A 25,877-nucleotide genomic window follows, 5' to 3' on the forward strand; every position below is an offset into this window, starting at 1 on the left:
TCTTCGGGTGCTGGATGAACAGCAGCCACGAGGCGCCATGAACAGGCACTGACGCGAAGATGAACGGCAGGTGAACTGCGCGCCGTCCCCTCGCGCGAGCTTCTCAGCTGGGTTCGGCGTCCAGCTTGTAGCCAAAGCCCCGCACCGTCTTGAGCAGGGTCAGCGCGTGGCCTTCGTCGATCTTGCTGCGCAGGCGCCGCACGTACACGTCCACCACATTGGTCAGTGGATCTTCATTGGTGCCCCAGACATTGGCCAGGATGCGCTCGCGGCTGTAGACCCGGCCGGGCGCGCTCATCAGCAGCTCCAGAAATGCCAGCTCCTTGGCGGTCAGCACCACAGTCCGGCCGGCCCGGCTGACGTGCATGCGCTCGCGGTCCAGCTGCAGATCGGCCACCTGCAGCGTGGCGGCGCGCGGTCGCTGCTGCCGGCCCCGGCGCAGCAGGGCCTCGATGCGGGCCAGCAACTCCTCGAAGGCGAAGGGCTTGGTCAGGTAGTCGTCCGCGCCCAGGCGCAAGCCGTTCACCTTGTCCTCGGTCTGGTTCATCGCACTGAGCATCAGCACCGGGACCTGAAAGCCTTCGGCCCGCAGCGTCTGGCAAACCTCCATTCCGCTCATGCCCGGCAGCATCAGGTCCAGGATCAGCAAGGCTCTGTCATCGGCGCGGGCCAGCGCCAGGCCCTCCGGGCCGGTGCGGGCCAGCTGCACGGCATAGCCCTCGGCACGCAAGCCGCGCAGCAGGAAGTCGCCCACCCGCGCGTCGTCTTCCACCACCAGGATGTTCATGCCGACAAGCCCTCGGACAGCGCCTGCAGGGCCCGCGGTAACAGCGGGAGCACCATGCGAACCTGGGTGCCGTGGTCAACCCGACTGTCGATGTGGATGCTGCCCTGGTGGGCGGCAATGATGGTCTGGGCGATCGACAGGCCGATGCCAGTGCCGTCTGCCCGGTACGCCCGCGCGCGGCGACCGCGCGTGAAGCGCTCGAACACCAGCGGCAGCTCGTCGGCATCAATGCCAATGCCCTCGTCGCTCACCAGCAGCATCACTTCCCGCGGCGACACCTGCCATCCCAGCCTCACTGCGCCACCGGGGCGCGAATAGCGCACCGCGTTGTCCAGCACGATCATCACCGCCCGGCGCAGCCGCTCCGCATCCGCATGCACCGGCAGCTCGGTGGGCAGCCGGCCCTGCGGCGCAGCGCCTGGCTCCAGCAGCACCCGCACGCCCTGCGGCTGGCCCAGGGCTTCGGCCTGCTCGGCCACCTCGCCGAGCAAGACCAGCAGGTCCAGCTCATGCGGCTGCATCACCAGCTGGTCCACCTCGGCCCTGGCGATCAGCATCAAGTCGTCGATCACGCCGGTCAGCTGACCCACGCCGCCCACGATGCGGGCCAGTGACTGCTTGTATTCCTCCACCGGCTTGTCCTGGCCGCGCAGGGCGATCTCGGCCTCGCCGCGGATTGCCGTTGCCGGCGTGCGCAGCTCGTGCCCGAGATCGGCAAACAACTGGCGCCGCCGCTGGTCCACGCGCTGCAAGGCGTCATGCGCGACGCGCAGCTCCGCGGTGCGGTCCTGCACGGCGGCCTCCAGCCGGTGACGCGCCTCGTCGGCCGCCTTGCGATGCTGCTGCAGCTCGGCCGCCATCTGGTTGAAGCTCTCGGCCACCCGCTCGAACTCATCTCTCGAACCGATCGCCATGCGATGGCCCAGCTCGCCAGCCTGCAGCGCCTGGGTACCGATCAGCAACCGGTCCAGCGGCTGCTTCAGGCGCCGGTTCAGGTGCAGGGCCAATGCAGCCGCCACCGCCAGCATCGTCACCGCCATGCCAATGGCCTGCCGGCGCAAGGCATCCAGCCCGCGCTCGGTGGCGGCGCGGGCCTCCGGAACGACCACCCGCTGGCGTTCGATTGCGCCGTTGACCAGCTCGCGCAGATCCCGTCCGCCCGCCATGTCGAACACCTCGTTGAGCTCGTGCCACACCGCCGCGAACTCGGCGCCGTGGTCCATCGGCGTCAGGCGCATCAGGCGCGACTGCACCGCGGTGATGTTCTGGTCCAGCAAATCGGTCACGGCCACCAGCTTGGGCACATCCGGCGGGATGGGGGTGTCCTCCCGGGCCGAGAATTCGATCCACAAGGCATGGTCGCGTCGCGCCAGGCCTTTGAGCTTGCCGGCGCTGGACTGGATGCGAGTCACGAGTTGGTCACGCACCTCCACCGAAGCCTCCGCATTCATCAGGCGCTGCGAAGCCCAGACGCGCAGGCGCTGCTTGTTGGCCGAAAGCTCCAGCAGTTCCGAGAGGATGTCGCTGGCCAGCCGGCTGTGCTGGGCATAGTCATTGACGCGGTTCGCGCCCCAATAGACAAAGCCGGCCTGCACAAACACCAGCGCCACCAGCGCCGCAAATGCCAAGGAAAGACGCGTGCGAAACATGCCGAACTGTAGCCGGGCCGCTCGACGCCGGCATGCGGCGCGTTGGCGGCCAACTCGGCGAGAAAGGCGTCCGGATCGCCGGGTCCGCGCCGCGGCCCGCCGCCCGGCTGCCGCGAATCAAGCCGCGCGGTTCGCCAGCCCGGCCAGCAAGGCGTCGCGCTGGCGCACAAAGCTTTTTGCCTGGGTGTTCAACCAGGCCAGCACCAGGTCCACGCCAGGCAATGGCTCGCCATTCATGACGAACTGGTAACTCGCCGGTGAGCGCAACGCAGGTCCAGCAGGCGTGCCGAAGGGGGCGACCAGGCGGCCAGTGGCCAGGTCCTCCAGCACCAGTGCCGCCCGCCCCATGGCCACGCCCTGCCCGGCCAGCGCAGCGCCCACGGCCAGCTGGGAGAGGTTGAAGTGACGGCCGCCCTGCAGCCGGTCCAGGGCGAGACCTGCCGCGCTCAGCCAACCCTGCCATTCCTCATGCGGGCCGGCCCCGTCCCAGGGTTGATCGTCGTGCAGCAGATGCTCGGGGCGCAGGTCGGCCGCCCGGCGCACTTCCGGGTGCGCCGCCAGCCAGGCCGGGCTGGCGACTGGCAGCAACCACTCGTCCAGGAAGGCGGTGGCCTGCAGGTCGCCGTAGGCCGAGCCCGGGTCGTAGCGCACGGCTGCAGCCAGGCCCAGCTGCGCCATGCGCTGGCGATCCAGCCCCTGGAACTCGCTGATCACCCGCAGGTCCAGCGCCGCGTGCTGGCGGAAGAAGTCGCCCAGGCGGGGCGTGAGCCAGCCCATGGCGAACGAAGGTGAGCAGCTCAGCGCCAGCGCCGCGCCGGGCTCGGGTTTGCGCAGTTGCAGCAGGGCCGCCTCCAGCGCGTCGAAGGACTCGCGCAGCACAGTCGCCAGGCGCAGCCCCTCGGGCGTCAAAAGCAGGGTGCGCGGGCTGCGCAAGAACAGCGGCCGCTGCAGCCACTGCTCCAGCTGTTTGACCTGCTGACTCACCGCGCCCTGCGTGATGCACAAGACTGAGGCAGCATGGGTGAAGCTTTCGCACCGTGCTGCAGCATCGAAGCACCGCAACCAGGATAACAAGGACGGATTCAGCGTCGGACCCATGTTGCCATTGCTATTACTAATAGATGGCCAAGTATAAGTGGCTTGCGCGGGCGCACTTATCCAGGCGAGCATGAGGCATGTCATTTGCACCCGCCTCTTCCGCTATTTCCCCATCCAGCGCCCTGCTTCCCTGGCAAACCGGTCTGGACTGGGCAACATTGCAAGCCGCACGCCCCCTGCTCTGGGCACAGGACGCAACACCTCCGACCACGCCCGACAGCGCGCCACAAGGCGAGTCCGGCATTAGCGCCATGCAGGAGTCCCTGGCCGCCATGCAGGCGGCGTCGGCCCGGCTGAACCGCTTCGCGCCACTGCTGGCGCAGCTGTTTCCCGAAGCCCTGGGGGCCAGCGGCGGGCTGATCGAATCCCCGCTGTTGGCGGTGCCGGCGCTGCAGGCAGCGCTGGGCCTGCCTGCCGAGGCGGGCACGCTGTTCGTGAAGGCCGACCACGCGCTGCCGGTGGCCGGCTCCATCAAGGCGCGTGGCGGCATCCACGAGGTTCTGGAACATGCAGAGGCGCTGGCGCTGCGCCATGGCCTGCTGCCGCAGCAGGATCTGGAACTGGCCGACTATCGCGTGCTGGCCTCGCCAGCGGCTCGCGCGCTGTTTGCCGCGCATCAGGTGGCCGTGGGCTCCACCGGCAACCTAGGCCTGGCCATCGGCGTGATGGCCGCTGCACTGGGCTTCAAGGCCACGGTGCACATGTCGGCCGATGCCAAGGAATGGAAGAAGGCACGCCTGCGCCAGCGTGGCGTGCAGGTGGTGGAGCATGAAGGCGACTACGCCGAGGCGGTGGCCGCGGGGCGGCGCGCCGTGCAGGCCGACCCGCAGGGCCACTTTGTCGACGACGAGCACTCGAGTTCGCTGTTCATGGGCTATGCAGTCGCCGCCGAGCGACTGGCGGCCCAGCTGGAAAGCGCCGGACGGACGGTGGACGCTGCGCATCCGCTCCTCGTCTACCTGCCCTGCGGGGTGGGCGGTGCGCCAGGCGGCGTGGCCTGGGCACTGCGCCAGCATTTCGGGGCGAATGTGCACTGCTTCTTTGCCGAGCCGGTGCAGTCGCCCTGCTTCCTGCTGCAGTTGCTGGTGAACCATGCGGGCGCCCGGGCTGCGCTGCCGCCGCTGGCTGCGCTGGCGGCCAACCCGCAGCCACCCTCGGTCTACGACATCGGCCTGAGCAACCGGACCGAGGCCGATGGGCTGGCAGTGGCGCGGGCCTCGGAACTGGCCGGCGCGCTGGCCGGACCCGGTCTGGCGGGCGCCTACACGGTGACGGACGACGATCTCTACCGCCTGCTGCACCACGCCGCCGTGAGCGAGGACCTGCGCCTGGAGCCTTCAGCCACAGCCGGCCTCGCAGGCCCTGCGCGGCTGCTGCACAGCGAAGCCGGGCAGGCCTGGCTGGCACGCCGCGGCCTGCAGGCGCCGCAACTGGCAGTCGCCACCCACGTCGCCTGGACCACCGGCGGCCAGGCGGTGCCCGAGCCTGAACTCGCCTACTTCCGCTACCGCGCGGCCGAGCTGGCCCGCGAGCCGGCCGATGACCCCGCCCTGCGACAAAGCCTGCCCTCCCCGCATCCCTGATCTCCAACCACTTGAGCGCCTCGACATGAACTCTTCCGCATTGCTGCCCTCGTCCATTGCCCGCCGCGCCCTGCTGGCTGGCCTTGCCCTTGCCGGCCTGACCCTGCCCGTGATTTCTGCGCTGGCCGCCGACGCCTATCCGAACAAGCCCATCCAATTGGTCGTGCCCTTCCCGCCGGGTGGCGCCACCGACGTGCTGGCCCGCCTGGTGGCCAAGGGCCTGGGGGACAAGCTGGGGCAGAGCATCGTGGTCGAAAACCGCGCCGGTGCCGGCACCGCCATTGGCGCCAGCTACGTCGCCAAGTCCCCGGCGGATGGCTACACCTTGCTGATCAGCTCCGGCACCACCTACATCGCCAACCCGGCCATCAACCCCAAGCTGGGCTATGACCCGCTCAAGAGCTTCGAGCAACTGGGCATCGTCGGCCGCACCGGGCTGATCCTGCTGGCCAACCCGCAGGTCAAGGCCGACTCTCCCAAGAGCTTTGTCGCCCTGGTGCACCCGGCGCCCGGCAAGTTCGCCTGGGCCTCGTTCGGCAACGGCACCACCTCGCACTTCACCGGCGAACTGCTGCAGCGCGCCACCGACACCCAGATGCTGCATGTGCCCTACAAGGGCAGCTCGCCAGCCATGATCGACCTGATCGCCGGCCAGGTGCAGTTCTCGGTGGACACGGTTTCGGCGGCGCTGCCGCAGCTCAAGGCCGGCAAGGTCAAGGCCATTGGCGTGACCATGGCCAAGCGCTCGGCCCTGCTGCCCAATGTGCCCAGCTTCCAGGAGCAGGGCTATGCCATTGATGCCGACACCTGGCTGTCGGTCGCAGCGCCGCGCGGCCTGCCGGCTGCCGTGCGGGCCAAGCTGGAAAAGGCGCTGGCCGAACTGGCCGGGCTGCCCGAAGTGAAGGCGCAAATGGCGAGCGTGGGCTTCGAGGCTGGCTTCGTGCCGGGCGCCAAGGTCGAGCGCATCATCGAGGCGGACCTGCCGGTGATGCGGGCCACCGCCACTCGCGCGAACATCAGGATCGAATGAAGAAAGACGACAAAGCCCATGTCCTCCTCCTCCTCCCCGTCCTCGCCGCAGGCCGAGTTGCTGGCGCTGTCTGCCGTGGAAATGCGCCGCCGCATCGGCGCCAGGCAGCTTTCTCCGGTTGAACTGCTGGATGCCTGCATTGCCCGCATCGAAGCGCTCAATCCTTTTGTCAACGCTGTCACGGCCACCTGCTTCGACCGCGCCCGCGCCGAAGCGCGCCAGGCCGAGGCCGCCGTCATGCGCGGCGAGCCGCTGGGCCTGCTGCACGGCCTGCCGCTGGGTGTGAAGGACCTGGAGGAAACGGCCGGTCTGCTGACCACCCATGGCTCGCCGCTGTACCGCGCCCATGTGCCGGCAGCCGACAACCTGCTCGTGGCCCGCCTGCGTGCGGCGGGCGCCATCGTCGCCGGCAAGACCAACGTGCCGGAAATGGGCGCCGGCGCCAACAGCTTCAACCCCGTCTGGGGCGCGACCGGCAACCCCTTCGACCCGCGCCTGAATGCCGGTGGATCGTCCGGCGGTTCGGCCTGCGCACTGGCGCTGGACCTGCTGCCGATCTGCACCGGCTCGGACACCGGCGGCTCGCTGCGCATTCCGGCCGCCAAGTGCGGCGTGGTGGGCTTCAGGCCCTCGCCCGGCCTGGTGCCCAGCGCGCGCCGGCCGCTGGGTTGGTCGCCCATCTCGGTGGTGGGGCCCATGGGCCGCAGTGTGGCAGACGCCTGCCTGCAACTGGCCGCCAGCGCCGGCATGGCCGCGGTGGACCCGCTGAGCCACGAGGTCGACGCGGCCGAGTTCCTGCGCCTGCCGGACGTGGACCTGGGCCGGCTCCGGGTGGGCTTCACCGAAGACTTCGGCCTGTGCGATGTGGACGAAGACATCCGCGCCACCTTCCGCGCCAAGGTCGCGGCCCTGGCGCCGCTGTTCAAGTCCTGCACCGAATTGGATTTCGGCGGCAAACATGCCATGGGCGATGCCCACCGCTGCTTTGACGTGCTGCGCGCCGAGGCCTTCGTGGCCGGCATGCGCGAAGCCTATGAACGCGACCCCGCCAACCTCGGCCCCAACCCGCGCAGCAACTACGAGATGGGCGCCCGCATGAGCCTGCTGGACGTGGCCTGGGCCCAAAGCGAACAGACCCGGCTGCTCAAGCGCTTCCAGCAGATCTATGAAGAGGTGGACCTGGTGCTCTCTCCCGTCACGCCCGTCTCGCCCTTCCCCTGGACCCAGCCGCATGCCGCCACGGTGCAGGGCCGCCCGCAGGCCAACTACTACCGCTGGCTGGCGCTGACCTATGTGACCACGCTGACCACCCATCCCGCCCTGAGCCTGCCCTGCGGCAGCGACGCGCAAGGCATGCCCTTCGGCTTGCAACTGGTGGGCCCGTTCCGTGGCGACCGCTTCACGCTGGCCGCCGCCCAGGCACTGGAAAGCGCCTGCGCCGGCAACCCGCTGCTGAACCGCCCGCGCCCCGACCCGGCACGGCTGGGCCCGGTAGCACCGGCGCTGCGCTCCATCGTCACCGCTCCACCGGTGCTGGACGCGGCAGCGCAATCGCAGGCAGACAGCGTCAGCGCCGTGTGAAGGCCGGGCCGCGCTTGCTCAATGCAGCTTGGCCCTGGCCAGCCGCAGCACGAAGCTGACGCCGCCCGCCTCGCCGGGTGCGCCAATGTCGTTTTGCGCCCTCACCGTGCCACCCATCTTGGCCAGGTAGGTGCGCACAACGAACAGCCCCTGGCCGCGCTGGTCCGGCCTGTCGCCCGAACCTTCGTGCTGGCTGGACACGCCGTATTCGAAGATGCGTTCGAGTTGTTCAGTCGCAATCGGCGGGCCGTCGTTGTGGATGCGCAGCTCCGCAGCGTCGCCTTCCAGCGCCAGCGTCAAGCTGATGGGCGTACCGGGCGGGCGATAGCGCTGCGCATTGCTGAGGATGTGGGTCACCGCGTCTTCCAGCGCGTAGGCATCTGCCTGCACCGGCACGGGCTGGCCCAGCGGCGTGTAGACGACGTGCTCGACACCCGCGTGCGGCGCATTGGCCGCCACCTCGGCGAGGAAGGCGTCCAGGTCCAGCGCGTCCAGCCCCAGCGTGGTGGCCTCGAAGGCTTCGCTGGGGCTGGCCTGGCCGTACAGCACGCGCACGGCCTGCTGCATGCGCTGGATGTAGCGGTGGCTGGCGTCGTCCGCCTTCGGGTGCAGCACCATCAGCGACTGCAGCGGCGACATGATCTCGTGGCCCACCGCATGCCACTGGTCCTTCTCCTGCTGCGCGCGGATGTGCTCGCGCCGCACGGCATCGTTGACCCGCTGCATCAGCTCGGCCAGCGTGCCGGCCAGCAGGCCCAACTCGTCGCTGCCGCGCAGGCCGGACACGTCCAGCACCAGGTCGCCTTCCCGCAGCCCTTGCGAGACCGCGGCAGCGCGCTTGGTCAGCAAGGTGATGCGCCGCATCATCGCCAGTTCGATGGCGGCCCAGGTCAGCACGATGGCGGCCAGCATCGCGCCGACATAACCCGCCACGCGCGCCGCCACCAGGCTGAGCGCGCGGTTCACGCCACGCAGGTCGCCGCTGAGCTGCAGTTCGTAGCGGCCCAGCGGCGTGGCGATGCTGTCGTCGATCTGGATGGGCCGGTCGTAGCCCTCCACCGGCAGCTGGCGGATCAGCCGGTCCAGCAGCGGCGAGGTGGGCTGGCTCTTGTCCACGCTGCCAGTGAGTGTGGCGATCTCGGCGCCTGCCGGCGCGCCGGCCTTGCGGATGCGCAGCGTCTCGCCGGGCAGCAGCAGCGGCGCCAGGTCGGCCAGCGAGAACGGTGGCGTGGCGTCAGGCTGGTCAGAGTCGAACAGCGGCTGATCGCTGCCACCGGCCAGCGCCTGCACGCGCACCTGCACCCGGTCCAGGTCCGGCGGCGGCCAGGCCAGGCGCTCGCGCTGCGCCATCAGCTCTTCGCGGAACAGCTCCACCGGCAGGCGCACCGAGAAGAAGGACAGGCGGCGGCAGCCGGCTGTGTTCGCCACTGCCGGCTGCTCGCCCTCGCCCAGGCAGCGGGCGTCCTGCCACCACCAGCCGCGGAAGTCCCGCACTGGCCGCGTGCCGAGCAGGCCTTGCGGGTCCTCGGCAAAACCGGCCAGCCGGCCGCGAGTGGCCGGGCCCCCTTCGGCGCCGGCTTCCAGCGGCGCCAGCCATTGCGTGCTCTGGCCGCGCAGCGTCACGCTGATCTTGAGCCGATGCGCCTGCGCCAGGTCGGCCGAACCGAGGCGGCGGGCGATCAACGGGCCATCGCTGCCGAAGCTGCCCACGGCGTAGAGGAAGGCACCGGCCATCGCGCTGTTGCCCACGGCCAGGCAGAGCTTGGCGCCGTCGCCGTACTGCACCTGGCAGCCGGCCATCTCCACGGCCTGCTGCGCCTTCACGCGGTCGTCGAAGTCGATCGAAGCAAACGGCAGCACCAGCGGGCGCAGCGCAGCACCCGCACTGCCGCCGCGGCTGCCGGGATTCAGCAGCGCCAGTTGGCCTGCCGGGTGGCGCAGCCGGGCGACGATCTGCGCCTGCGTCTTGGCCAGCCCGTCCTGGTAGGCCCGCCAGCCGCGCTGCTTCTCGTCCTGCAAAACACCCAGCGCCAGCGCCAGCGTGGCCAGCGCCAGCAGCAGGAAGGCACCGCGGAAGAAGACCCGCAGCCGCAGCGGAATGCGGATGCGGCCCGGCAGGCTGAGGATTTCAGCGCCGGGAAAGCGCAGGCCGAACGCCATGCTCAGCCGCCCCAGCGAAAGCCACGCATGGGGATGTTGGCAATCGCGTCGAAGGCCGGGTCGATCTCGCGGAAGGCGTCGCGGATGGTGCTGACGTGCTTGCGGATGTTGTCGCGGTTGCGCCCGCTTTTCACCACCAGGTAGAGGTCTTCGTAGCTGACCACCTCGCCCTGGCGGGCCACCAGCGCGGCCAGGATGCGCTGGGCGGTGAGCGGCAGGTTGATGCGCTGGCCACGCCAGATGGCGCTGCCCTGGCGCAGCGGGTCCAGCTGCAGCTCCTGCGCGGGCGCGGGCTGCGGCACGGGGGCGGCCTGCGCGCGGTCGCGGGTGGCACGCAGGATGTCCAGGAAGGTGTCGATGAAGTCGGCCTCCTCGAAGGTCGTCTTCTGCAGGTAGTCCCAGGCGTCCAGCGCCTTCATGATGCTGCGGTAGATGGCAGCCGGCATGGCTGAGACCACCAGCACCGGCGTGCCTGCGTGCTGCTTGTTGATCGCGTTGATGATGGCCACGCCGGCATTGCGCTCGCGGCCCAGCTCGATGTCCAGCACCACCAGGTCATAACGCTCGCGGGCCAGCGCCGCCTCGGCGTCGTCGCGGTTGAACCACTGGTCCACCACGATGCCTGGCCGCGCCGCTTCGATCCAGCCGCGCAGCTGCTGGCTGGTGGGCTGGTCGTCCTCGATCACCGCCACCCGGGGCGGGTTTGCTGCACTGGCCATTGCGCTGGTTCCTCCTGCTGGCCGCGGATTATCCGGGGCCGCCCTGGCCAGCCACGTGAAGGTTTCTTCCGCGGCCGGAAACCAGGCTCACGCCGCCGAGCAAAGACGCCCCGCGCCACCGCTGTCGCCTTCCGGGCCATTTCCGAAGAATGACTTCCACACCATTTGAACGGAGCCCCACATGAACCCCCGCCTCTCCTCCCTGGCCCAGGCTGTGCGCAGCGCCTTGTCGCGCACCGGCCGCGGCCTGGCCCGCGTCACCTCGGCCGGCGCCGGCCGCGTCTTCGCGGCCCGCACCGGCCTGGTCCTGCTGGCAGGCATTGGGCTGGCGGGCTACGCGCTGGTGAAGCATCCGCCGGTGCAGACGGTCGCCCCTGGCGAACTGGCGGTGCGCACCAATGTGCTGACCGGCGGCGCCACCGCCGCCAGCGCCGGCACCGTGTTCCTCATCCCCGGCCTGCACGAGCTGCACCGCTACCCGCTGCGCGACCAGGTCTATCGCCCGGCGGACAGCGCCACGGCCAACGGCGCCGCGCCCTTCCAGTCGGTCGAAGGCCTGTCGCTGGGTGTGGACCTCTCGGTGCGCTACGCATTGGACCCGGCCCGCGTGGCTGCGATGAGCCGCGACCTTCCCGCGGACCTCGGCAAGGACGTGGTGCAACCGGCGGTGCAAGGCGTGATCTTCAAGGTCTTCACCCGCTACACGGTGCGCGAGATCTTCTCCAGCCGCCGCGCCGAGATCCAGCAGCAGATCGAAGCCGAGCTGCGCCCGCGCCTGGCGGCCGACGGCATCCTGTTGCGCAGCGTGCAGATGGGCAAGGTCGATTTGCCGCCCGACTACCGCGCCGGCATGGACCGCCTGCTGGCCGAGGAACTGGCCACCGAGAAGATGCAGTACACGCTGCAGCTGAAGGAAAAGGAAGTGCAGCAGACGGCGCTTGAAGCCGAGGCGCAAAAGGTGCGCCGCGAGAAGAACGCCGAGGCCAGCGCCCGCGAAACCCTGATCGCCGCACAGGCCCAGGAAGAGGCGATGAAACACGTGCTGCCGTTCAAGCAGAAGCAGATCGAGCAGCGCTCGCTGGAAGCTGAGGCCGACAAGCAAACCCGCATCAAGGGCGCGGAAGCGAATGCCCAGGCGCGCCGCATCGAAAGCCAGGGCGAGGCCGATTCTCGCCAGAAGCTGGCCGATGCCGAGGTCTACCGCCTGCAGAAGGTCGGCCAGGCCAATGCCGAGCAAATGGCCAAGGAAGGCGCGCTGATCACCCGCCACCCGCTGCTGATCCAGAAGACCCTGGCCGACAAGCTGAGCGACAAGATCCAGGTCATCATCGCGCCCCCGCCGGCCAACGGCGACTTCATCGGCAGCGCGCTGGTGGGTGGCATGCAGCGCACCGCGGCGGTTGCGCCGCAGCAGCCGCAAGAAGCTGGGGAAGCGCAATGAACCGGCGCAACCTGTGCCTGTCCGCGGTAACGCTGGGCACGCTGGCCGGCGCCCTGGCCAGCGCCGCGCTGCTGATCGCCGCGGCCATGGTGCCGGCCCAGGCGGATGCGGCGCCGCTGCCGTCAGCCGAAGCTGGCGCACCGCTTGCCATCGTCTCGCTGGACAACACCTCGCTGCGCGCCGGCCCGAAAGACAGCGCGCTGCAGCAGGCCCAGCTCTGGCAGGGCGACCTGTTGGAAGTGCGCGGCGAGAAGCTGGACTATTTGCAGGTGTATGACCACCGCCGCGAGCGCGCCGGCTACGTGCGCGCCAGCAGCGTGCGCCGCATCGGCACCACAGAGGCCGACGCGCCTGAGCTGCTGGCCGTGCTGCGCTTCGTGCGCGACACGCCCGCCGCCGAGGCGCTGGGCGTGGCCTATGCCGCGGCCTACCTGCAAGCCGTGCCGGCCAAGCAGCTCAAGGCCGAACCCTTCGACGCGCTGGGCACGCTGGCCGAGCGCCTGGCGCGCCGCGCCTCGGCCCGCAATGCTGCCAACACCACCGACAACAAGCTCGCCGCCCACCTCGAAGGCGTGGCCAGCTACGGCGTGAAGATCGCCAGCTTCGAGCAGGACGGCCAGGTGCAGCTCTGCTACGACGGCGAAGCCTTCCGCCGCGTGCTGGCCATGCCAGGTGCCACGCCCGCCCAGCGCGCCCGCGCCGCGCTGGCGCTCACCCGCGAAGACTGCATTGACCCCGCGCTCACCGCCACCGCCCGCGAAGCGCTGGACCGCTGGCGCGGCGACGTGCTGAACCGCCTCACGCCCGCAGACTGGACCGCCCTGCCTGAGCAGACCCGCAACCGCCTGCGCATGCGCAGCGCCGGCGTGTGGGCCACGCTGGCCTTCCAGCAAGCCCGCCGCGGCGACGCTTCGCAGGCAGCAGGCCAACGCGCGCTGGACACGCTCGCTGGCGTCGTCAAGACCGAGCTGAGCGACGATGACCAACTTGACTACCAGGAAGCCGCGATCCGCGTTGGCGCGTCCCGCTGGGCCGCCGAACCGCCGCTGCCGCCAATTGCTGTTGCAACCGCCAACGATCGCCCACAGCTCAGCACCAAACCCGGCCGCACTGGTGAAACCTGCGTGCTGTTGACCGACGCGCGCCACGACGCCACGCACCCCCTGTTGCGCCGCTGCAGCTTCGGCGTCGCCTGGCTGGCCTCCACCAGCATCAGCCGCGACGGCAAGGCCGCCACGCTGGCCGTGCAGCCGCTCGCCGGCTGGCGCGAACTCTGGGTGATGCGCAGCAGCGCGGACGCGGAAGGCGGCTGGACGCTGGACGTGCTGCCGCCCGCCGCCGGCAACCCACTGGGCAGCGACCTGGGCTACATCGAAGCCGCCGGATGGACGGCAGAGCCCGAGCCCAAGTTGCTGGTCGCCCGCGAGACCCGTACCGACAACAGCGCCGCCAACACTAGCACGCTCGGCCCACGCAACATCCGCCGCTTCGAAGTTACGCGCCTAAGCAACCTGGAAGTCGACAAGAGCGCCAGCAGCCCGCAGATCCTCGCTGCATTCCAGCGTTGGCAGGACCCGCAGTGGAAGCGCCAGAGTGTGAGCTTGCGCTAAGGCAACATCAGTGCAACCCCATCGGCAGTTCCGGCGAACGCTCCCCAGCCAACTCCTGCATGCGGAAGAAAGCGTAATCCGCCAGCATCTCATGGCCACCCTGAAAAATCGTCAGCGAAACTGGGCCGGTCTCTCGTCGATAGAAGACCTGCCGTCCACCGATGCTGGGCGCTGCCATGTTCCACACACCTGACCTACTCACGCTACGCGACAGCAGTCGGATCGTGTCGGCTTGGCTCACTTGGCTGTCAGTCGATCCGAGCGCATTCGCCATTCGGTTGAAGAACTGGATCGAATGGGTGATCGGCACGCTGCCGCTGTAACCATCCTCAATGCCGGCATAGATCTCCAAAAGCGTTGCTGGATTGGGTTTCACATCCCAGTACATTGGTGAGCGTTGTTGCGCCAATGCCTTGTCAAAAGACCTACCATCCGACGTGCAATTGAGAATGTCCGCCGCGTAGCGGGACTTCTGGCCGCTGGACTCGCGGTACCAGGCAGATAGATCGCTGATCGGTGCCCAAGCCAGAAAAGCTTTGACCGTGGCTCGCGTCTTCAAATAAGAACCAAGTGCTATGTAGCCGCCACCCGAAACACCGATGACGAAGACATTGTGTTCATCAACGGAACCTTGCTGCATCGCGTAGCCGATCGCGTCATCAACATCAGCTATGACCTTGTCGCTTAGGCAGGCATCCTTGTTCATGTTCGGTCCTCGCAGATGCGGGTGTACATAATTCCACCCCGCTTTGTACGCAAGCGTAGCCAGCGGATCTCGCTGATCGTAGCTGCCACTCCAAGTATGAAGGCTGACAAGCAATGGTTTCGGCCCACCCGCGGCGGCTAAGAAATAGGCTGGTTGCGAATTTCCGTCGAAACTGCTGTCTATACCGACCTTCACAAACTCGACGCCCCACTTGACTGCAGAATGGTCGTCCCATAAAGTTTGCTGGCTCGTCTTCAGACGATGTGTGTAGACTTTCCAACCGCCCATTACTACCGCCGCTACGCAGGTCAGGGTCAAAAAACCAATGAACTTGACACGACCTTTGATGAATATCATACAAACCACCTCTCCCGCCAAAGGACGATTACGCCGGATATCAGCAATGACGTTGATCGAGCAGGTCGAATGTTCACTTTTCCGTCAGTCCCTCCCAATTCGCATCGCGCGCATGATGAAGGTACCAAAATACGCGCAGCCGAATGTGATCGCTATAATGATACCTGATTAGTCATGCCCCTCATCCTGGCGCATCCTGTGAGCCCGTGGCTGCGTAGCCTGAACAGATTCGCAGCCCAGGAGATCGTGATGGCGATGAACCGAGTTCAGTTCCAGCAAGGCATGTCGCTGCACGAGTTCATGCAGGACTTTGGCACCGAGGTGCAATGCGCGTTGGCGCTGGAGAAGGCGCGCTGGCCCACCGGCTTTCATTGCCCAGCCTGTGACTGGACGGGGCACTACCGCGTTCGCCATGGCAGCCGCACTGTTGCTGCAGTGCGGCGCCTGCCGGCACCAGACTTCGCCGACCGCTGGCACGGTGCTGGAAGGCACCAAACTGCCACTGAGGACCTGGTTTCTGGCGATGCTGATCAGCCAGGCCAAGACAGGCTTGTCGGCCCTGGCCTTGAAGCGCTACCTGGGGGTGAGTTGCCGCACCGCCTGGTTGGTGCAGCACAAGTTGACGGACACGATTTCCCGGGCGGACGCCCAGGTGCCGCCGCAAGGCCAGGTGCTGCTTGATGATGCCTATCTTGGTGGAGAACATCCTGACCCTGGCGGGCGGAGCTCGCCCACCAGGGTGCCTATCCTGGCGGCGGTCTCGCTCAATGACCAGGGCAACCCGGTGCGAGCTAGGATCTCGGCCTTGGGCGGCTTCACCCGGTAGGCCGTCGCGCAGTGGGCGGGCTGGAACCTTAGGCCCGGCGCATGCTCAGCGACGGGCTCAGCTGCTTTGCCGGGGTGATCGATGCGGGCTGCGCGCACTCGTTCATCGTGGTGGGCCAGCGCAAGCCGCGGGAGATGGAAATTCTCAAGTGGGTCAACACGATGCTGTGCAACCTCAAGACAGCCATCAACGGCGCCCCACAAGGCCATTCGGTTCGCCAAGCACGCATCTCACTATCTGGGCGCCTTCAACTACCGTTTCAAACGTCGGTTTGACCTGCATGGGTTGCTTAGTGACGTGCTCAGACATGTGGCCCGCGGGCGTCGACTGAGTGAGCGGGATATCCGCCAACAAGCTGAGACTCGTGACTAATCAGGAGACAGAATGAAGCAGAAATGCCGGTGCAATGCTTGCACTAAATATATGGAAAGAAATGAAAATCGTCGAGATGAATGACGACTCATAGACCAACCCACACACCCAACACTCGATTAAACAATATGACAATCAATTATCACTTGGTTCATGCAAGAAATGCCACCGCGAGCGCCTTACCAATTTTTATCTCCTTTTTTTGCATCCCAATTACCATTTTCTCATCGAATGCGTATGAGTTCGAATGGGATACCTTTATCCTGCTACCTTTCATGGCAATTGCAATCATAGGCTGGATCATCCTGTTTATCACAAGCATCTGTGGCCAACTCAGCAACAGATACATTAAATTCATGCTTACCATCGGCGTATTCATACTCCTCTCTGACGCACTATTTACAACCCAATGGGGCCCCATTGATGGAAATAGCCAAATTAAAATATCAAAAACTGAGACCATAGGGCAAGCCTGCCTCGCAACCGCAATTGTCCTAATCTCATACTTCACCCCCATATTGAGCAGTAAAAATTATGGTTTTTTATTAACCTGCGCCATAACCGCAACATCATGCATTCAGTTAGCTTCAATCCATGCCCCTCACGCAGAATCAATCATCAACAGTGATAAATCAATCCATCAAGTCAAGTTTAAAGGAAATATATATGAAATAGTATTTGATGGATTCTCCGGTCTTGAATTTTCTAAAACGATCAGAAATCTTAACATTAAAAACGAATTTTCAGGGTTTACATTTTTCGAAAATAGCTATGCTAACGAAACAGGCACAGACGCCTCTTTACCCAGTTTCTTTCAAGGGGTCGGATTTCGAGGTGGTAATTATTATGAATATCAGGAAAAAGCAAGGTACGGGGGATTCAGAAGTCGCCTGAGAGAAAACGGGTTCAACATCTCCTTGTACATCCCAGATAAAGCTCGCTATTGGTCATTTCCCAGTGCACAGCATGTTGTCACCAGTATGGAGCTTGCGGGGATTAACCCTCGCATCCAGCACTTGCAAACATTGCTACTGGTTTCTGCCGTCCGGCTGACCCCGATACCCATAAAAAGATGGACGCGACGAAAGCTAGAGGCTATTTTCGTCAACTCGTCGTATCACAAGTATAAATCCGCGTCCATTCCCTTAATCGATCAGTTTATTAAGGACGAGAAAAATAGAAACCGGGCCGGCAATTATATTTATATGCATTTGATTCTTCCCCACCCTCCATTTCTCCTAAATTCCCAATGCGCCGTTACACAGGAGGTGGCGACGAGTTATGACGATCAAACAAAATGCGCAACCCTACAGATGGTCAGAATATTACAAGCAATTGCGGAAGCAAAGAATTTCGATAACTCCCTCATACTAATACACAGTGATCATGGATTCGATTCAGTCAATTCTGATCCAGGCCCCTTCGCCAAGGAGGTACCTATCGATGTTGAAAATGCGATAACCACTAACGAAACATTTGATACACCAGGTGTCATGCGCAGATTGCGTCCACTAATCCTATCCAAGCGCCCAGCCCAGAGCGGAGAGATTCAGACCAGCCCCAAACAAGTCCAGTTGCTTGATATTTCTGCCACCATTTACTCGGAGCTAAACATGAGCAACAGCAGCGATGGGGACTCCATCTTTTGCGATAGTTGCCCCTATAAACCTGTAGAGATATATTTCGGCGCCTCGCGCTTATCATCAATCCCGCACGGGAAGAAATTTTTATTCCTTAAATCATCCTACTCTCAATCTACGGGATGGGGGCCTGTGACCAAGGTTGAGGCAATACGCTGATATTTATTCCTGAATCCGTGATCTCAATACTCATCCCGAATTTGTCTTGCGCGGTGGCCCTGAACATGCCCGCTGAGGCCGCGCAAAGGGTGGTTTTGGTTCATGGTGGAATTGGAACGCTGCTTGCTCGGCTGCGCACCGAGCTGCACCACGCCGCAACGGGCGCGCTGAGCACCGTTTTCGCAATCCGTGCGCCCACGGGTTGGCGCTCGACTGCTGGCGGCAGCGAACAACTCGACACCAAGCCGGCCGAAGGCCGCGCAACGCGCAGCTTCAAAGTCAGCCGTCTGGGCGGGCTCGACCTGGACAAGTCGGCCAGATACGTATTCAGCCCTCCTCAGGCCGCCACCCGGAGGGTGCAGCAGCGGTGAACCTGACGAATGGACTTAAATTGCCTCTTGTAAGCTGCTGATTTGACTGGAACACTGCGACCTCATGGCAATCACTCCGAGCACCCCGAGTGAGGTCGAGGGCGTCAAGCCGGCGACCTTGGCGCAGTGTCACGAGATCATCGCGCAGCAGGCCCTGGAACTGGCCGAGTTGAGGCAGGCCGTGGCGCTGCTGGCCGAGCGGCTGAAGCTGGACTCGCACAATTCATCGAAGCCGCCGTCCTCAGACGGCCCGGGAGGCGCCAACCGAGCGCAGCGCCGCGCCAGTGGACGCAAGCGTGGCGCGCAAAAGGGCCACCCCGGCACCTACCGTGCCTTGCTGCCGGAGACCGAGGTCAATGGGCTGCACCAGTGCGTGCCACCGCCGCAGTGCGAGTGCGGTGAGGCGGTGGCCGTGCGGGGCAAGCCGTATCGCCACCAGGTGTTCGACATTCCGCCCGCGGTGGCCGATGTCCAGGAGTACCAGCTGTACAGCGGCGTGTGTTCGGGCTGCGGCAAGCTGCATCGCGCGCCCTTGCCGGCCGGCGTGCCCAGCGGACAGATCGGCCCGCGCGCGCTGGCCATCATCGGTACGCTGGGCACCCGCCACCACCTGACGCAGTTCAAGATCCGTGACTTGCTGGCGCAGATGATGGGGCTGGACTTCAGCGTGGGCACCATCTCGCAGGCCCATGGCAAGGTGGCCCAAGCGCTCAAGGCGCCGGTGCATGAGGCCATCGGGTCACTGGCCAAGGCGCCGCTGGTGCACATGGACGAGACGCGCTACCCGCGAGAAGGCCAGACCAACTGGGTCTGGGCTGCGGTGCACCCCACCTTGGCCGTCTTCAACATCTTGCCCTCGCGCGCCCGGTATGTGATCCATGAGCTGATCGGACGCGAGCCTGGCGGCATCGTCGTGTCGGACCGGTATGCGGGCTATGCGTTCATCGATCCGCAGCGGCGGCAAGTCTGCTGGGCGCACCTGCTGCGAGACTTCAACCGGATCGGCCAGCGCCAGGGCTTGGCAAGGCAGATCGGGCGCCGCTTGCTCGGGCTGGGCTTTGTGCTGTTTCGCTGGCGCGAGCGGGGCAAGGCCGGCGCGCAGTTCGAGGCCCTGCAGCGCCGCGTTCACACCGCCTTGACCCGAGGGGTCGAACAGACCGGTTGCCCTCGCACGCAGGCCACCTGCCAGAACCTGCTCAAGCTCTGGCCGGCGCTGTGGGGCTTCGTGGGCAACCCGGCCGTGCCGCCGACCAACAATGAGGCCGAACGGTCGATCAGGTCCATCGTGCTCAAGCGCAAGATCTCCGGGCCGACCCGCTCCAAGCGCGGCGACGAGTTCATCGCGCGTGGCTTCAGCGTCGTCGAAACCTGCCGCAGGCAAGGCCGCGACTTGCTAGCCTACATGCATCAGGCGGTCATCGCCTGGATCGACAAGGCTCCCCACCCAAGTCTGCTGCCACCGCCACCGCAGATCGCGCCTTCAGGTTGATGGCCTTCGCGCTTGGCACCCCTGCGCCCGTGAACATCCCTTGCTCGCTTAACTTCCTCGTGAGGGGGCTGAATACGTACCTGGCAATGTTCCAGCGCTGGCAGGATCCGGCGTGGAAGCGCGGCAGCGTGAGCGTGCGGTGAATCACTGGCAGCCCGGCGCTCGGCACGCATGGCACAGGTCGTCGACACGGGCTGTCTCATGCGCCCGCCACCTTTGGACTTGGCGGAAACAGCAGCGCCCGTGGCACGACATAGCGAAGTCCATGCGGCGCTGTCCATTCGAGCCGCGCAGCAACACTTGTGGACAGATCAGCCCGCATCTCAATCGGGTAGAAGCGGCCAGGCTGAAGCTCGATCGCGGCGTCCGGCACTGCCTGGCCGCCCATCATCCATTGGCCAGCGACGATGACGGTGCTGCCGGGCAAGGCATGGAAATGGTAGAGGCCCTTGAGCGGCGCCTTGATCCATCCTTGCCAGCGCGCCGAGCGGGGCCGGGCCGCCGCTGTGGGCCAATCTGTTGCAAGCTCGAATTCAACCGTGGGTTCCAGGCGAGACAGCAGTGGCTGGCCGTTCAAGGCGTCACCTGCAAAATAGTCGGCCTGCAGGCCGGTGCCCTTGGCGTTGCTGTCGCTGCAGCGCAGGGCGCTGGGTTCGGCCAGCACTTCCGCCATCGCAGCTTCGGCTGCCGCCGCACCTGCGCCCGGCAGCGGCATGGCCCACCTGGCGCCTTGCCAGCAAGCCAGCAGCGCCGCTGCGCCGCAGCCCAGCCAGAGCATGCGTTTGAAGCCTGATCGCCCAGGCCGAAAGGCTTGCACAGCTTCTCAGGGAATGACCATCATGCGGCCATCGCCAAGCAGGTGCGAATGGCAATCGCGCTGGGCACGGTCACAGTTCTTCACCCAGACATCGACGATCTCCGGCTTCCAGCCGTTGAACCAGTCGCCGTGGCCGGAATAGCCTGCCGGCTTGGTCAGGTCGTAGTTGTCACTCGCCAGCCGCCAATACTTGGTTTCACCCGCGGCTTTCAGTTGATAGAGCACCTGGAACGAGATCTGCGGAATGGCCACCGGATGCGAGCTGGGGCAATTGCCGGTGTTGTTGGCCTTCACGTTCACTGGCTCAGCCATGTGGCTGATGTGATCCGGCGCGTCGAGATTGACACCGTCCCAGCATTGCGGAAAGTCGATGGCCATGATCAGCCAGGAAGTGCCGACGACGGGGCAGTCGGTCGGAATGCTGTTTTGCCAGTCGCCATTGCCACCGTCCCAGACACAGGCGTACATCACCGCCGCGCTGGGCGCTTCGGGAGTTCCCTTGGAATCGCCAGCAATCATGCGCAGGCCGGCAGGCATTGCGGTGATGGCGCTGGGCGGCAAGGCATAGCCGGTCTTGTAATAGAAGTTCGATTCGAACATGGGCGCCAACGGCGCTCCGGTGCGCGTGTCGACCATGCTGGGCACCCAGTAGGCACTGCGATTGATGGTTCCACCCCGGCAGGTGCTGTTGCCGGTGGTGGCCAGGCTGTCGGCCGTGCTGCTGGCATTGACCCCGGTATTGCCGAAGAAGGTGTGCAGGTGGCTCTTGCCGGGTTGGCCCGGAAACACGATCGGATCGTCGAAGGCGTATTTCGACACCTGGCAACCCGTGCGGAATGCGCCAATGTCGGAGGGAGGCGCCACCTCGGTGGTGGGCAGCAGCATGTCCTGCGACCAGCCTCCCACCGGGTTCTGGTTCACCGCAGGGATCAAGGCCGGATTGACATAGACCACTGGCGGCGGAGGGGGCGGTGGAGGAGGCGGTGGTGGGGGAACGACCTTCAGCTCACAGTGCTTGGCTTTGCCGGGCGCCGGGTCCACGCCGAAGAAGGCGGTCGAGCAAGTGCCCGCGCCTTTCATCGTTTTCTTCACCCAGCTCTTGTCCAGGCCATAGCGCACGACCTGCTTGCCCTTCACCTTGAAGGACTCGTTCTCGTTCGCCAGCCAGGTCCACTCCACTGTTGCAGTGGCGGCCTCGAATGCGGAGGCGGAACGCTCGCCGCCCCCCTGGGCGGCCTGCACCGAGCGACTCGCAGACGCCTGGGCCGGCAAGGTCGCGACGGCACCCGTGTCGGTTGTGGACGAAGAGCTTCCACCGCACGAACTGAATATCAAGCCGGCCGCTGCGGCGCCTGCGATGCGCATGGCGGGCCGGACGGCGCGAAGGCGCTCGCCAGCCGGACTCGGCGCGCACGTCGGCCTGGGTCTGTCTTCCCTCATGAGATCTCCCTCGTTCGAGCTTCAGCCCGGCAAGGGACTTGCTCACATTGAAAAGCGCTGCCCGACGTGACCACTCTGCGGTGGCCATGGCATATCCCTTTGGAATGTCCATGCGCCAACCCGGTCGATACATCATCGAGAACCGCGTTGATGGTAGAAGGCAGGCGCTTCGCCAGCTGTGAACAAGCGTAAATGCCGATGCGGAAAGGCGTTCAGCGCGCCGCGCCAGACCTTGCATCCGCCCGCCGCAGCGCATCGTTCAGCTGCGCCTCGATCGCATCTGCTTCCGCGCTGTCGCCCAGCGCGCGGGTGGCCGCCAGCAGGCCGCGCCTGGCGTCCACACGGCCGGGGTTGAGCGCCAGCGCGCGCTCGAACTGCTGGCGGGCCTGGACAGGGTCGGAAGCGGCCAGCAGGCGGCCCAGCAGTTCGCGCGTGGGCTCGTCGACCTGGGGCGGGCCGAAGGCGGCTGGCAATGCATCCTCCTCCCGCGCGACGGCTTCCAGCTGCGCCAGGCCCACGGCGCGCTGGCCGGCCAGCAGTGGCGCGGCGGCTTCCAGTTGGCCGAGCTGGATGGCGAGCACGCGGCGAAAAGCGTCATCCGCGGGCATGGCCGCCTGGTCGATCTCGGCGCGCAGCCGCGCGGCGCTGGCGCGTGCCCGCGTGGCAGCCGCAGCGAACTCGCCGGCGGCCTGCTTGCGCACGGCGAGGATGGCATCGCCATAGTCGCGCAGGAACTCGGCATACGGCAGGTTGCCGGCGGCGGGTGTCCAGCCCATGACCTCGGCATCGGCCGGCGCGTCCAGCAGGTAGCGCAGCCGCATGATGTAGAAGGCGCCGACGGGCGAGGCTTCGGGGTTGAACTCGCCGGCCGCGCCGCCGCCGGGATGCTGCCGCCCCAGCGCCAGGCATTCGGCCAGCACGCGCTTCGCGTCGGCATACCGACCTTGCTGCAGGTAACCGTAGTTGAGCCAGATCGGACCGTGGCCACAGGCGATGGGCATCACCCCCCGCATGCCGCTGCGGCGCGAGGCCACCGCGAGCGAGCGCTCATTCGCGGCCACCACCTCGTCCCACAGGCCCAGGGCCAGGTAGATGTGCGAGCTCATGTGCAGCGCGTGCGAGGACTCCGGCGCGATCTCGCCATAGGCGCGTGCCGCCTGCAGGCCTAGCGGCGCGTGCGCCGCGTCGTCCACCGAGTGGATCAGGTAGTGCGTGATGCCAGGGTGCTGCGGGTACTGCCGGAACAGATCGTCCAGCAGCGCAAAGGACTTCATGTAGGTCGCCACGTCGCGTCCGGCATGTGCGGTGCCGAGCAGCGAAAGCGCGTAGAAAGCGGTGGCGTCGATGTCGTCGGGCCAGCGCTCGTGCAGGCGTTGCATGGCCAGGGCGTAGCGCTTGTCGCGCTCGAACTTGTCGCCCGTCTCGGCGTAGAGGATTTCTACAGCGTCCAGGTAGGCGCGCTCGCGCTCGGTCTGGCCCTTGGCCACGCGAGTCGCGCGGTCCGGCCCCAGCCTGGCCAGCACGGCGCGGGCGGCAGCAGCGTCCTGCTGCATCCACACCGGGTGGTTGTAGGTCATGGCCTCGCCCCAGTAGGCCATGGCGAAACCCGGGTCCACCACCTGCGCACGCCGGAAGGCGGCAGCGGCGGCCGGGTACTGGAAGTTGTGCAGCTGCGCGAGGCCGTAGGTGAAGTCGGCTTGCGCCGCGGGCGCGCCGGAGTTGGCGAACTTCACCACGCCCACGCTGGCCGGGCCAGTGCCAGGTTCTGCAGGCGCTGCAGGTGCTGGCACCACAGGCTCGTGCGCGACCGCTGCACTCACCTGCAGTGCCAGCACGGCAGCGGCCAAGACAGATCGGGTCTTCATGCACAGCCCCCCGGCGTGAGTTGCGCCGAGTGTAGGGTGGTGGGCGCGGGGCCCTGCCCCCTGTTCGTGGCCTCGCGATCCGGCAATGGCCGACATGATGTGGACGAAGGCTCGCTCGCCGTAAGTGTCAGCTTCCGGGGTAGCGCACGAAAACGACGGCCTTCAGGAGATGTGCGACTCCCCTGTCCCACTCTCCCACTGCACTAGGACCGCCAACCGCCAACGATTAGAAGGACGCCCATTCCTCATGGCCGGTGACTGCCATGGTCTTGCCGGGCGCCGGGCGGCTCGGCGCTTTGGGTGATTTGCTGCCTGCCTTGGCTGCTGGCGCAGCCTTCGATGCAACAGGCCTTGGGCCTGCACTGATCGTCGAGGCTGGCTGGGACGACAGACTGAAGACCGAGACCGAACTCACCAGCCGCTGCGCCTGCTGCCGCAGGCTTTCCGCGGCGGCTGCGCTTTCCTCGACAAGGGCGGCGTTCTGCTGGGTCACCTGGTCCATCTGCGAGATGGCCTGGCCCACCTGGGAGACGCCGGAGCTCTGCTCGCTGCTGGCAGCGCTGATCTCGGCGACGATGTCGCTCACACGCCGGATCGCGCCAACGATCTCTTCCATGGTTCGCCCGGCCTCATCCACCAGCGCGCTGCCATGCTCGACCTGCTCGACGCTGCTGTTGATCAGGCCCTTGATTTCCTTGGCGGCGGCAGCGCTGCGTTGGGCAAGGCTGCGAACCTCGCTGGCAACGACTGCAAAACCACGCCCTTGCTCGCCGGCCCGCGCAGCTTCGACGGCGGCATTCAGCGCCAGGATATTCGTCTGGAACGCAATCCCGTCGATGACGCCGATGATGTCGGCGATGCGCTTGCTGCTGTCATTGATGCCCTTCATGGTGCCGACGACGCGGGACACCACGTCCCCGCCTTTCATCGCCACCTCGCTGGCGCCAGTGGCAAGCTGGTTGGCATGCTTGGCGCTGTCGGCGTTGTTTCGCACCGTGGTGCCGAGCTGGTCCATGGTGGCCGCGGTCTGCTGCAGGGCGCTGGCCTGCTCTTCGGTGCGCTGGCTGAGGTCCGCATTGCCCATGGCAATCTCCGCCGAGCCCGTTGCGATGGACTCCGAGGCCCCCCGGACTTCGCCGACGATGCTGGAGAGGCTGGATTGCATGGCGCTGAGCGACGCCAGCACGCTGCCGGCGGGTGCGTCTTCTCCCCCCGGCAAAGAAGAGAGTTCGCCTTCGGCGACTCGCTGCGCCGCAGCGCCAAGTTGCGCCGGCTCGGCACCCAAGGCGCGAGTGAGGCTGCGCACGATCAGGTAACCCGCAAGCCCCGCTGCGCCGACGGCCAGCAGGCAGGCCAGGATCAACAGTTTCCTCTGGTCGGCATACGCTTGCGCCACCTCCGCGACCTGCCCCTCTTCCTGGCTCGCGGTGGATGATTGATAGGCATCGGAAGCCTTGATCAGGGCCGCGAGCTGCGGACGGCATTCGTCATTCATCTTCGCAATCGCCTCGTCGCGCTTGCCGTCCACCGCCAGCTTGACGATGGCCACCGCGATGGGTGAATAGGCCTGCTCGACCTGATCGATGCCCCCGATCAGCCGTCGCGCTTCCTCCGTCACGCCGGGCAACTGCGCCATCTCCTTGAGCTTGGTCAGGCGCGTCTGCACATCCTCATGGGCTTGCAAGGCAGCCGCCTTTTCTGCGGCCAGCTCCCCAGGCTTGCTGACGAGCACCAGATTGCGCACCGCGACGGCTCGGCGATCGACCGCGTTGCGGACGCTGGCGGCCACCAAGGCGCGCGCATTCACGCCGCGGATGAGGGTTGTGAAGCGGTCGTTTGCGTCGGCCAGGAACTTCAGCGAGAGCCCCGCAACCAGCACAACCAGCACTGCCAGGACTCCGAAGGCTGCGGTGAGCTTGGCACGGATGGTCATGTTCTCGAACTTCATGGATTTACCTCTGGGTCTTATTCAACGTGTCAGGCCGAGCTCAACCCTGCGCACCGAGACGGCTTGGATCTGTCTGCAATTGGCCATGTCGCGCTATCGGCACGAATGACAGTCTCCGTGAGCGAATTTATTCGCATCACATGAATATGCGGTGATTTTGCACACCGACTCTCAGGGCCACCAGCCAGGCGGTTGTGATCGAATGACTGCTGTTCTGAGCTTTTTCCGC

General features: G+C 66.0%; 18 protein-coding genes and 1 pseudogene. 9 read left to right on the forward strand and 10 right to left on the reverse strand.

All coding sequences use genetic code 11. From position 1 onward, the window contains the following. Nucleotides 1-103 precede the first annotated feature (103 nt). The 3 genes from LRH25_RS11700 to LRH25_RS11710 all read right to left on the reverse strand — a co-directional run bounded on the left by LRH25_RS11700 (nucleotide 104) and on the right by LRH25_RS11710 (nucleotide 3,534). Nucleotides 104-787 (reverse strand): response regulator transcription factor, encoded by a 684-nt coding sequence (locus tag LRH25_RS11700; protein WP_141286830.1) that lies wholly within the window; start codon nucleotides 785-787, stop codon nucleotides 104-106. Next, nucleotides 784-2,436, reverse strand: a complete 1,653-nt coding sequence (locus LRH25_RS11705) for a sensor histidine kinase (protein ID WP_141286833.1) — start codon at nucleotides 2,434-2,436, stop codon at nucleotides 784-786. Before LRH25_RS11705 ends, LRH25_RS11700 begins: the two co-directional genes overlap by 4 nt. 117 nt (nucleotides 2,437-2,553) lie before the next feature. Next, nucleotides 2,554-3,534 carry a LysR family transcriptional regulator gene (locus LRH25_RS11710; protein WP_231011197.1) on the reverse strand — a complete coding sequence of 327 codons (981 nt, stop codon included), beginning with the start codon at nucleotides 3,532-3,534 and terminating at the stop codon, nucleotides 2,554-2,556. Nucleotides 3,535-3,611: 77 nt separating this feature from the next. Here LRH25_RS11710 and dsdA point away from each other — a divergent pair, with 77 nt between their 5' ends. From dsdA to LRH25_RS11725, 3 genes are read left to right on the forward strand one after another with little or no spacing between them, the layout of a single operon-like run. Continuing rightward, nucleotides 3,612-5,117: a D-serine ammonia-lyase gene (gene dsdA, locus LRH25_RS11715; RefSeq protein ID WP_375142167.1), complete on the forward strand. Its 1,506-nt coding sequence runs from the start codon at nucleotides 3,612-3,614 to the stop codon at nucleotides 5,115-5,117. A 25-nt stretch (nucleotides 5,118-5,142) separates the two neighbouring features. Then, nucleotides 5,143-6,147, forward strand: a complete 1,005-nt coding sequence (locus tag LRH25_RS11720; RefSeq protein WP_141291960.1) for a Bug family tripartite tricarboxylate transporter substrate binding protein — start codon at nucleotides 5,143-5,145, stop codon at nucleotides 6,145-6,147. Nucleotides 6,148-6,165: 18 nt separating this feature from the next. Further along, nucleotides 6,166-7,728, forward strand: a complete 1,563-nt coding sequence (locus LRH25_RS11725; protein WP_231011198.1) for an amidase — start codon at nucleotides 6,166-6,168, stop codon at nucleotides 7,726-7,728. Nucleotides 7,729-7,746: 18 nt separating this feature from the next. On the opposite strand, the gene LRH25_RS11730 is transcribed toward LRH25_RS11725, so the two are convergent. Next, nucleotides 7,747-9,888 (reverse strand): sensor histidine kinase, encoded by a 2,142-nt coding sequence (locus LRH25_RS11730; RefSeq protein ID WP_231011199.1) that lies wholly within the window; start codon nucleotides 9,886-9,888, stop codon nucleotides 7,747-7,749. 2 nt (nucleotides 9,889-9,890) lie between these two features. Beyond that, complete coding sequence (locus tag LRH25_RS11735; protein ID WP_141291918.1) at nucleotides 9,891-10,607, reverse strand: response regulator transcription factor; 717 nt, start codon at nucleotides 10,605-10,607, stop codon at nucleotides 9,891-9,893. A 181-nt stretch (nucleotides 10,608-10,788) separates the two neighbouring features. Here LRH25_RS11735 and LRH25_RS11740 point away from each other — a divergent pair, with 181 nt between their 5' ends. Continuing rightward, nucleotides 10,789-12,048 carry a prohibitin family protein gene (locus LRH25_RS11740; protein ID WP_231011200.1) on the forward strand — a complete coding sequence of 420 codons (1,260 nt, stop codon included), beginning with the start codon at nucleotides 10,789-10,791 and terminating at the stop codon, nucleotides 12,046-12,048. Nucleotides 12,049-12,134: 86 nt separating this feature from the next. Then, on the forward strand, nucleotides 12,135-13,658 hold the full coding sequence (locus tag LRH25_RS11745) for a hypothetical protein (protein WP_231011247.1): 1,524 nt from the start codon (nucleotides 12,135-12,137) through the stop codon (nucleotides 13,656-13,658). Nucleotides 13,659-13,665: 7 nt separating this feature from the next. Here LRH25_RS11745 and LRH25_RS11750 read toward each other — a convergent pair whose 3' ends face one another. Then, nucleotides 13,666-14,721: an alpha/beta hydrolase family protein gene (locus tag LRH25_RS11750; protein WP_141289689.1), complete on the reverse strand. Its 1,056-nt coding sequence runs from the start codon at nucleotides 14,719-14,721 to the stop codon at nucleotides 13,666-13,668. Between the two features lie 249 nt (nucleotides 14,722-14,970). Between LRH25_RS11750 and LRH25_RS11755 the strand changes: the two are divergent. The 4 genes and pseudogenes from LRH25_RS11755 to tnpC all read left to right on the forward strand — a co-directional run bounded on the left by LRH25_RS11755 (nucleotide 14,971) and on the right by tnpC (nucleotide 19,578). Further along, a pseudogene (locus tag LRH25_RS11755) lies at nucleotides 14,971-15,919 on the forward strand (IS1595 family transposase). Between the two features lie 275 nt (nucleotides 15,920-16,194). After that, entirely contained in the window at nucleotides 16,195-17,718 is a 1,524-nt protein-coding gene (locus tag LRH25_RS11760; protein ID WP_231011201.1) for an alkaline phosphatase family protein, read from the forward strand. A 17-nt stretch (nucleotides 17,719-17,735) separates the two neighbouring features. Next, nucleotides 17,736-18,089, forward strand: a complete 354-nt coding sequence (locus LRH25_RS11765; RefSeq protein WP_170200999.1) for a hypothetical protein — start codon at nucleotides 17,736-17,738, stop codon at nucleotides 18,087-18,089. A gap of 64 nt (nucleotides 18,090-18,153) precedes the next feature. Next, a complete protein-coding gene (gene tnpC / locus LRH25_RS11770) occupies nucleotides 18,154-19,578 on the forward strand; it encodes an IS66 family transposase (protein WP_231011202.1) in 1,425 nt (474 codons plus the stop codon). 199 nt (nucleotides 19,579-19,777) lie between these two features. Here the strand turns inward: tnpC and LRH25_RS11775 are convergent, their stop codons facing one another. The 4 genes from LRH25_RS11775 to LRH25_RS11790 all read right to left on the reverse strand — a co-directional run bounded on the left by LRH25_RS11775 (nucleotide 19,778) and on the right by LRH25_RS11790 (nucleotide 25,648). Beyond that, a complete protein-coding gene (locus LRH25_RS11775; protein ID WP_141291131.1) occupies nucleotides 19,778-20,356 on the reverse strand; it encodes a PA14 domain-containing protein in 579 nt (192 codons plus the stop codon). 45 nt (nucleotides 20,357-20,401) lie between these two features. Then, nucleotides 20,402-21,637 (reverse strand): DUF1996 domain-containing protein, encoded by a 1,236-nt coding sequence (locus LRH25_RS11780; RefSeq protein ID WP_141291129.1) that lies wholly within the window; start codon nucleotides 21,635-21,637, stop codon nucleotides 20,402-20,404. Nucleotides 21,638-22,047: 410 nt separating this feature from the next. Beyond that, the gene (locus tag LRH25_RS11785; protein ID WP_231011203.1) at nucleotides 22,048-23,700 is read right to left on the reverse strand and encodes a tetratricopeptide repeat protein; all 1,653 of its coding nucleotides are present in this window, start codon (nucleotides 23,698-23,700) and stop codon (nucleotides 22,048-22,050) included. A 226-nt stretch (nucleotides 23,701-23,926) separates the two neighbouring features. Next, nucleotides 23,927-25,648: a methyl-accepting chemotaxis protein gene (locus LRH25_RS11790; RefSeq protein WP_231011204.1), complete on the reverse strand. Its 1,722-nt coding sequence runs from the start codon at nucleotides 25,646-25,648 to the stop codon at nucleotides 23,927-23,929. Between the last annotated feature and the right edge of the window lie 229 nt (nucleotides 25,649-25,877).

It is taken from the genome of Ideonella azotifigens, assembly GCF_021043325.1.
GTDB classification, from domain to species: domain Bacteria; phylum Pseudomonadota; class Gammaproteobacteria; order Burkholderiales; family Burkholderiaceae_C; genus Ideonella; species Ideonella azotifigens.